This is a genomic window from Frankia sp. AgKG'84/4 (genome assembly GCF_023242965.2).
Lineage (GTDB): Bacteria > Actinomycetota > Actinomycetes > Frankiales > Frankiaceae > Frankia.
Map to the genome: position 1 here is coordinate 1 of NZ_JALKFU020000230.1, position 7,793 is coordinate 7,793.

The 7,793-nt window shown below is 70.8% G+C and carries 8 protein-coding genes; 1 reads left to right on the forward strand and 7 read right to left on the reverse strand.

What is annotated here, in order from left to right:
* Positions 1-209: 209 nt before the first annotated feature.
* From MXD58_RS15140 to MXD58_RS15165, 6 genes are all read right to left on the reverse strand, one after another.
* Positions 210-761, reverse strand: a complete 552-nt coding sequence (locus MXD58_RS15140; protein WP_248838785.1) for an NADPH-dependent FMN reductase — start codon at positions 759-761, stop codon at positions 210-212.
* A gap of 367 nt (positions 762-1,128) precedes the next feature.
* Entirely contained in the window at positions 1,129-1,341 is a 213-nt protein-coding gene (locus MXD58_RS15145; RefSeq protein WP_248838784.1) for a hypothetical protein, read from the reverse strand.
* A 690-nt stretch (positions 1,342-2,031) separates the two neighbouring features.
* The gene (locus tag MXD58_RS15150; protein ID WP_248838783.1) at positions 2,032-2,289 is read right to left on the reverse strand and encodes a hypothetical protein; all 258 of its coding nucleotides are present in this window, start codon (positions 2,287-2,289) and stop codon (positions 2,032-2,034) included.
* A gap of 41 nt (positions 2,290-2,330) precedes the next feature.
* Positions 2,331-3,230 (reverse strand): hypothetical protein, encoded by a 900-nt coding sequence (locus MXD58_RS15155; RefSeq protein WP_248838782.1) that lies wholly within the window; start codon positions 3,228-3,230, stop codon positions 2,331-2,333.
* A gap of 513 nt (positions 3,231-3,743) precedes the next feature.
* Positions 3,744-4,931, reverse strand: a complete 1,188-nt coding sequence (locus MXD58_RS15160; protein WP_248838781.1) for a cystathionine gamma-synthase — start codon at positions 4,929-4,931, stop codon at positions 3,744-3,746.
* A 120-nt stretch (positions 4,932-5,051) separates the two neighbouring features.
* The gene (locus MXD58_RS15165; RefSeq protein WP_248838780.1) at positions 5,052-6,440 is read right to left on the reverse strand and encodes a cystathionine beta-synthase; all 1,389 of its coding nucleotides are present in this window, start codon (positions 6,438-6,440) and stop codon (positions 5,052-5,054) included.
* A 207-nt stretch (positions 6,441-6,647) separates the two neighbouring features.
* Between MXD58_RS15165 and MXD58_RS15170 the strand changes: the two genes are divergently transcribed.
* Positions 6,648-7,037 (forward strand): YccF domain-containing protein, encoded by a 390-nt coding sequence (locus tag MXD58_RS15170; RefSeq protein ID WP_248838779.1) that lies wholly within the window; start codon positions 6,648-6,650, stop codon positions 7,035-7,037.
* A 147-nt stretch (positions 7,038-7,184) separates the two neighbouring features.
* On the opposite strand, the gene MXD58_RS15175 is transcribed toward MXD58_RS15170, so the two are convergent.
* Positions 7,185-7,601, reverse strand: a complete 417-nt coding sequence (locus MXD58_RS15175) for a ferritin-like domain-containing protein (RefSeq protein WP_248838778.1) — start codon at positions 7,599-7,601, stop codon at positions 7,185-7,187.
* Positions 7,602-7,793 lie beyond the last annotated feature (192 nt).

A 7,793-nucleotide genomic window follows, 5' to 3' on the forward strand; every position in this document is an offset into this window, starting at 1 on the left:
GGGTGACGCCGACACCCGCGAGTCCCGGCCTGGTAGGGACCGCTGGTGAGGGCACTGCGGGAGCCGCGGCCGGGACGGGAACGAGGCCGTCGCCGACCTGGGCCGACTCGCTCGTCGGCCCGCTGCCGGAGGTGCGTGTCGACCTCGGCGGCAACGGCTGAACCTCGCAGGTCAGGCCGCGGCCGGCCGGGTCCTGAGGCGGTGTCGCCTCAGGCGGACGGTGCCGGAACCGCCCGGCGGGCGGCGACGAGGGCGCTGATCGCCGGCAGGTTGACCGAGCCCCACGCCTCGAGCTGGGCGGGCAGCTGGGGGAGCTGGGAGTCGAGGACGAACACGCCGGTGGTCGGGCAGGCCGCGCCGATCTCGACGAGAACCGGGCGCAGATGGACCTCGACCGCGAGGGCGTGCTGCGGCGCTGCGGCGACCTGCACGGGAATCGCCGGCAGGCCGGCGAGTTCGCCGCCGCCGATCTGGTCGAGCAGCAGCTTCAACAGGCCGGTGTAGGTCGCCTTGTAGGTAGGGGTGGCGATCACGAGGGCGTCCGCGGACCGAATGGTGGCGAGCGCCGCGCCGACCGTCGGGTCGCCCCAGCCGAGCAGGCCGGCGCCCAGTTCGCTGACCTCTATGACCTCGTGCGCGGAGGTGAACCCGTCCGCTTCGAGGGCGGTGGCGACGCGGTCGGCGACCGCCTCCGCGACCTGCCTGGTCCGCGAGGCCGGCTTCGGGTTTCCCACGACACTGACGATCCGAATCGGCTCCATCGGGCTGCCTCCCTGGTCGGTCGCGGGATCGAATCCCGCGTTCGTCGCTGGAACCGACGGCGCCCGCAGTGTATCGGGTATCCGTCGGCGTTCGGCAACCCTGATACCGTTGTTTGGCTGTACTGTTACTGGCCGATGGCGGCATTATTGCGCCGCCGGTGCCGCTCGCCCCTCGATCACGGAGGATCTTTCCGTGCCAGGGGTGGCGGCACCGACGGCGCCGGTGGTTGAGTTCGGCCGAATCGGCCGGAGCGCTGTTGGCGGCGCTCCCGTGGGCATACCGGTCCAACATCGACTCGGACCGTCAAGAAACCCAGGAATCGGCCGTGACGTGCTCGTTCTCCCGCGTGGGGGCAGGCCGTAAGGGTCAGCGGGTGTGCAGTGCGAACGTGTAGAAGATGGCGAGTGGCCACAGCAGCGTCGCGACGACGGCGGTAAAGAAGCTGCTCAGCGCATGGCCGTCCCAGTCGGTGAAATTCCAGTAGTGCTGGCTGGCCGTGATGACCACTCCGACGATGAGATAGAGAAGCGTTCCGAGGCTGATGCTGCTGTAGGTTCTGGTGCGAACCCGGGCGGTCATGACGGCTCCTTCTACGGGGATCCTTGGTCGCTGGTGGATTACCCCCTTTCCGTCTACCTACACACACTCGTGCACCGATTCGGGATTTTCGGGAATGACACCGGCGCGCGGGCCCGTCGGCGGCGCGGTCCAGATCGGGCGGCCGCACCGTCGCTGGCTGTCCGCGGTGGCAGGTGAGTCTCGACCCGTGGTGGGCGGGGCGACGCGCTCGGACGGGACGACGCGCTCGGACGGGACGTCGTCGCCGGACGTGACGTCGCCGGTGGTGACGTGGGGCGGGCCGGGTGGGAAGCGACAGGTGGCAGGCACGGGCCGCGAGCGAGGGCCGCGAGCGAGGGCCGCGAGCGAGGGCCGCGAGCGAGGGTCGCGGCGGGCGGGGGGCGGTGGTCACGGGCGGCGGGCCACGGCCATCTGCAGGGCTGAAGGTGGTCGGCTGGCCGGTCTGGTCGGGCGGACGGGGATGGCTGTCCGCGGATCCGCGTGCCCGCTGTGATTCACCTTACTATCGATGGATCTTCGGTGTCTTCGGGAAGCCGATTGTTCGTGTGTGTCGGCAGTGTCGTGTTCTTGGCCGCGTCCCCCCGGCCGCCATTGTCTGCCGACCGATAGCGTGTCGCCGTGTCCATTCCTGTTCCCGTGGTCGCGCGGGCCACTCCGCCCCCGTTGCCGATCGTCCCTAACATTGCACCTTCAAGGCCGTTCGATGCCCGAACGGCGGCTGTCATCCATCATTCCGATTTCCTGTATTTTTTGTCTTTCGTCGCCGTTCTGGCAGTCGCCGGGGTTGCGCTGGCGCTCGCGGGCACGCTCGCCGGCCGGGGAGAACCGCGACCTGGGCGGCACGTCAGGCGCCGTTTCGAAGTGTTTTCCGCGGCGGCGTTCCGGGTTCGTATCGGGCGGTGTGGCGGCGGCGGCGAAGCTGGCCGTTCGGCGGTCGGTCCAGCGCACCCGAAATTCAGTTCATCCGTTATCGGATTTTCGCGCGGAGGTCACGCCGGCGACCATTCCCGTGCCTGCGTGACCAGGCCTGACCAGTCCGCGCCATGGCCCCTTGCCCGGCGCGCGAGAGTGAGAATTCCATCCGACAGCCAGGCGCTCGGCCGTACGGCGGAGGCGGCCAGGGCCCTGGTCGCCAGGATTTCCGCCTCATCCAGGTCCCGTCCGCGCAGCGCCGCCGAGGCCTGGTAGAGCCGCACGGCGGCGAGCGCGCCGGAGGACCTGGAACGGCCGAACAGATCGGCCGCCTCGACCAGCCGCTGCTGCCCTTCGTCCAACGCCCCGGCGGCCACCAGCGCCGCGCCGCCGAAGGTCGGCAGATATCCGGGATGAATCCCGTCCAGGCTGTATCCCGCCGGCCCGGCGGGCAGTTTCGCGGCGATCGAGTCCGCGGCCCGCAGCGCGGCGACGATGTCGTCCGTCGGCATGTCGCGGGCCGCCATGATGTGCGCCTCGGTGGTGATCGCGAGGACCGCGGCATGCGAGTTCGGGGCCGTCGCGCGGGCGGCCCGCGCGAGCCGCAGACCGTCTCCTGTGCTCTTGAAGGAGTAGGCCGCGAGTTCGGCCAGCACCACGCCGGCATGGGCGGCGGTGGTGGCATCCCCGATCTGCTTCGCGACGACCAAGGCCGCCCGCGCCGAGGTGGTCGCCTGGCCGGGCAGACCGTTGTCCCGCTGGGCCACCGAGGTCACGAGCAGGATTCGGCCGTGCGTGCGTAACCAGTCCCGGCGCAGCTCCGGGCCGAGCCGCCAGCGCCCGATGGTGTGGGCATGGCGCGCCAGGACGGCGAGGCGTTGGATGAGCTCGGCCGGCGAGGTCGTCTCCCAGCGGCGCGCGAGCGTCTCGAGCGCGGACTCGACCTGCTGGAGGGCCGTGCGGCTGTCTGTCGTCACGGTGGTCACCGCACGTGCCCCGACCGCGCCGAAAGCGCAGGTGATAATCCCTGAGATGAGCAGCGAGCGACGGTCCGTCGAGGCGTCCACGCGGTACTCCTGACGGTCACGGCCTGGCGGACCGGGCACGTGTCCCACACGACCGCACGTGCAACCATGATGTTCTCCGCCCGGGATTCCAATGCAGGGGGTCAACGATAACCTTTTAAGCATCGCTATGTCGGCCGGACCTTGGGGTCGAGCCTTTCGTGTGTCATTCCCGGTCGCTGTGGAGGGTCGGTGGAGAAGGCGGCCTATCTGGGCTGGCCCGGGAGTGGTCATTTCGGATCACATCATCCCGTTAAGACGGCCCGGATGTGGCGTTCACCGCGCGGAGCGTCCTCAGCCGAGGCGTACCCAAGGCAAAAGAGGATGTGGCGGGTGTGCGTTCCATCCGCTAACCCGCGGACGATGACGGACAGGCCGATGGCGTACCGACCTGTCGCTCACCACCCGCTCCGAAGAACGGAGCGCCTACTCCCGGTCGGCCGCGGCGGACGGGAGCTCGTCGAGCGCGGCACGCAGATCGGCGGCGAGGTCGTCCACCGATTCGATCCCGACCGACAGTCGCACCAGTTCCGCCGGCACGGCGAGCGGTGAATCCGCGACCGACGCGTGCGTCATGGTGGCCGGATGCTCGATCAGGCTCTCCACGCCGCCCAACGACTCGGCGAGGGTGAACAGCCTGGTACGCCCGCACACCGCCAGCGCCGCCGCCGAACCGCCCCGCACCGTGAACGACACCATTCCGCCGAAGTCCCGCATCTGTTTCACCGCCACCGGATAACCGGGATGGCCGGGCAGCCCCGGGTAACGCACCAGGTCGACAGCCGGATGCGCCGTCAACAGGTCCACGAGGGCGCGGGCGTTCGCGCAGTGCCGGTCCATCCGTACGCCCAGCGTCCGGATTCCCCGCAGGACCAGCCAGCAGTCGAACGGGCTGGGCACGGCGCCGGCCGCGTTCTGCAGGAACCGCAGCCGGCCGGCGAGGTCAGCGTCGTTGACGACAAGCGCCCCGCCCACGACGTCGCTGTGACCCCCGAGGTACTTCGTGGTCGAGTGCACGACGGCGTCTGCGCCCAGGAGCAGGGGCTGCTGCAGGTAGGGCGAGGCGAAGGTGTTGTCCACCGCCAGCAGGGCGCCTGCGTCGTGGGCGACGCCGGCGAGGGCGGCGATGTCGGCGATCGTCAGCAGCGGGTTCGTGGGCGTTTCGCACCACACCAGACGGGTGCTGCCCGGGCGGATCGCGGCCCGGGTGGCCGCCAGGTCGGTCAGGTCGACGCTGGTGTGCTCCACCCCCCAGTCGCCGAGCACGCGGGCGATGAGCCGGTAGGTGCCGCCGTACGCGTCAGCGGGGAGGACGACGTGGTCGCCTGGGCGGCAGACCGTCCGGCACAGGGTGTCGGTCGCCGCCATGCCCGAGGAGAAGGCCAGGCCCACCGCGCCCGCCTCCAGGGCGGCGATGCTGGTCTCCAGGGCGGTGCGGGTCGGATTGCCGGACCGGGAGTACTCGTAACCGTCGCGCAGGCCGCCGACACCGTCCTGGATGAACGTCGACGCCAGATGGATGGGGACGACCACCGCCCCGGTGCGCGGGTCGGGCTCCTGGCCGACGTGGATCGCGATCGTCTCGAAGCCGTCGGCGAGCTGCTCGTCAACCATGCTGCCACGCTACGGCCACCCCGGGTCGGCGGGCGGGCAGGCACGCGGTCGGCCCGTCCACTGCGGCACCACCGCCCCACGGTGGCACCACCGCCCGCCCACCCACCTGCCGCGGCCGGCTCAGGCCGTCGGCGTGGTGGACAGGAAACTGAGCAGGTCGGCACGGGTGAGGATGCCAACGGGGTTTCCCTCGTCGTGCACCAGGACCGCCGGTTCGTCGCCGAGCACGGCCACGATCCGGACCAGCGGCTCGCCGATCCCGACCGTCGGCAGCGGTGGCGACAGATGATCGGTGACGGGGGCGCCGACCGCGGCCCGGTCGGCGAACACCGCGGCCAGTAGATGCTTCTCGATCACCGAACCGGCGACCTCGGCCGCCCGCAGCGGCGGCTCGTGCCGCACCACCGGCATCTGCGACACGTTGTACTCCCGCAGGTAGGAGATGGCCGCGCCGACCGTCTCGGTCGGATGGACGTGCACCAGATCCGGCGGTCCGCTGGTCTGCTCGGACTTGTGCCGCAGGGCGTCGGCCACGGTGGGGCCGTTCGCCGGGGGCTCCAGGAAGCCGTACTCGTACATCCAGTCGTCGTTGAAGATCTTCGAGAGGTAGCCGCGGCCGGAGTCCGGCAGCAGCACGACGACGAGGTCGTCCGGGGTGAGTTCGCGGGCGACCCGCAGGCCCGCGACCACCGCGAGTCCGCACGACCCGCCGACCAGCAGGCCGCAGCGGCGCGCCAGCTCGCGGGTCATCAGGAACGAGTCGCGGTCGCTGACCGCCTCGACCCGGTCGACGACCGACTTGTCGAAGGTGGCCGGCCAGAGGTCCTCCCCGACCCCCTCCACCAGGTACGGCCGGCCGCTGCCGCCCGAGTAGACCGAGCCCTCCGGGTCCGCACCGATGATCTGGACGGCGCCGTCGGAGACCTCCTTCAGGTACCGGCCGACGCCGCTGATCGTGCCGCCGGTGCCGATGCCGGCCACGAAGTGGGTGACCCGGCCCTCGGTGGCGCGCCAGATCTCCGGGCCGGTGGTGGCCTCGTGCGCCGCCGGGTTGTGAGGATTGGAGTACTGGTCCGGGCTCCAGCCGCCCGGGGTCTCGCGCACCAGCCGGCGGGCGACCTCGTAGTACGAGCGGGGATCATCGGGCGGCACCGCCGTCGGGCAGACGACGACCTCCGCCCCGTAGGCCCGCAGGACCGCTCGCTTCTCCTCGCTGATCTTGTCGGGCATGGTGAACACGCAGCGGTAGCCCTGCCGCGCCGCCACCAGCGCGAGTCCGACCCCCGTGTTGCCGCTGGTCGGTTCGATGATGGTGCCGCCCGGGCGGAGCTGGCCGGCCCCCTCGGCCGCCGCGACCATCGCCAGCGCCACCCGGTCCTTCACCGACCCGCCGGGGTTGAGGTACTCCAGCTTTCCCAGCACCGCCGCCGGCGTCTCGTCGATCGTCGGGGTCAGCCGGACCAGTGGGGTGTCCCCGACGAGGTCGATGACATGGTCGAACACCTGCATACCGGTTTCCACCCATCAGCCGGCGTGGCGGGGCGTCGCACCCCGCGCACTGAACGAAACCGCGCCGTGGTCGACGGTAGCGAGATCCGTCCCCGAGGTCACGGCCGAGCGGCAATTCATGAACACTCACGGGACGGGGTAGGACAGGGCGGGCGACAACGGCGCCGCGTTACTGCCCGGGACTGGCGTGAGGGAGATGAGCGGGTCATGCGGTTGGTGCTCAACGTCATCTGGTTGGTGCTGTGCGGACTGTGGCTCGCCATCGGCTACACCCTCGCGGCACTGGTGTGCTTCATCCTCATCATCACGATCCCCTTCGGTATCGCGTCCCTGCGGATGGCGAGCTTCGCGCTGTGGCCGTTCGGCCGGCGGGTGGTGGACCGCCCGGACGCGGGCGACGCCTCGCTCATCGGCAACGTCATCTGGATCGTCTTCGCCGGCTGGTGGCTGGCCCTCGGGCATCTCACCACCGGGGTGGCGCTCTGCCTGACGGTCATCGGGATCCCGCTGGGCCTGGCGAACTTCAAACTGATCCCGGTCTCGCTGATGCCGCTGGGCAAGGAGATCGTGTCCACCGACGAGCCGGCCTTCCGCTGACGGTCCGCGTCGCCAAGACCGGGCCGGACCGCCGCGGCACCGGCGGTCCGGCCCGTTCTGGTGACTTGGTCCGGTCTGGTGACTTGGTCCGTTCTGGTGGCCTGGTCCGTTCAGGTGGCCTGGTCCGTTCAGGTGGCGTGGTCCGTCCTAGTGGCCCAGTGCGGACTGCAGGTCGCGGACGTGCTCCTGAGTCTGTTCGAGCAGCGGGCGCAGCGCCTCGGCGACGTCGGCCAGCCCGAGCTCGTTGGCCTGTCCGAAGCGCTCGCGGTAGCGGTCGAGCTGGTCGGTCTCGAGGCTCAGGTCGGCGCGCAGCGCGTCCTGCGGGCTGCTCGACGGTCGAATCGCGGACACCTCGATGGTCGGCGTGCCGCCGAGGAACGAGATCTGCTCGGCCAGCACCTGGGCGTGGCCGAGCTCCTCGGGCAGGTGACGGCGGATCTCCTCGGCGATCGCGAGGAACTGCGGTCCTGTGAGGGTGGCGCCGTGCTGGATGTACTGGATGATCGACTGGTATTCCGAGCTGAGGTCCTCGTTGAGCAGCTTGACGAACATTTCCTGATCCATGCCGCGTCCTCCCGTCGGATGTTTCCGGCCGGGTTCAGCCGGTCTGAGCGGGATGCCCGTTCTCGGCGTGGTCATGCCGCCCGAGCCGCCCGCAGCGGTTCGCCGGCCGGGCGGGGGTACCTCAGTGACCGCCGCGCCGCCTGCGCTCCGGGCCCACGGCGAGGATGTCCGGCTCGGCGCCGGCCGCAGCCC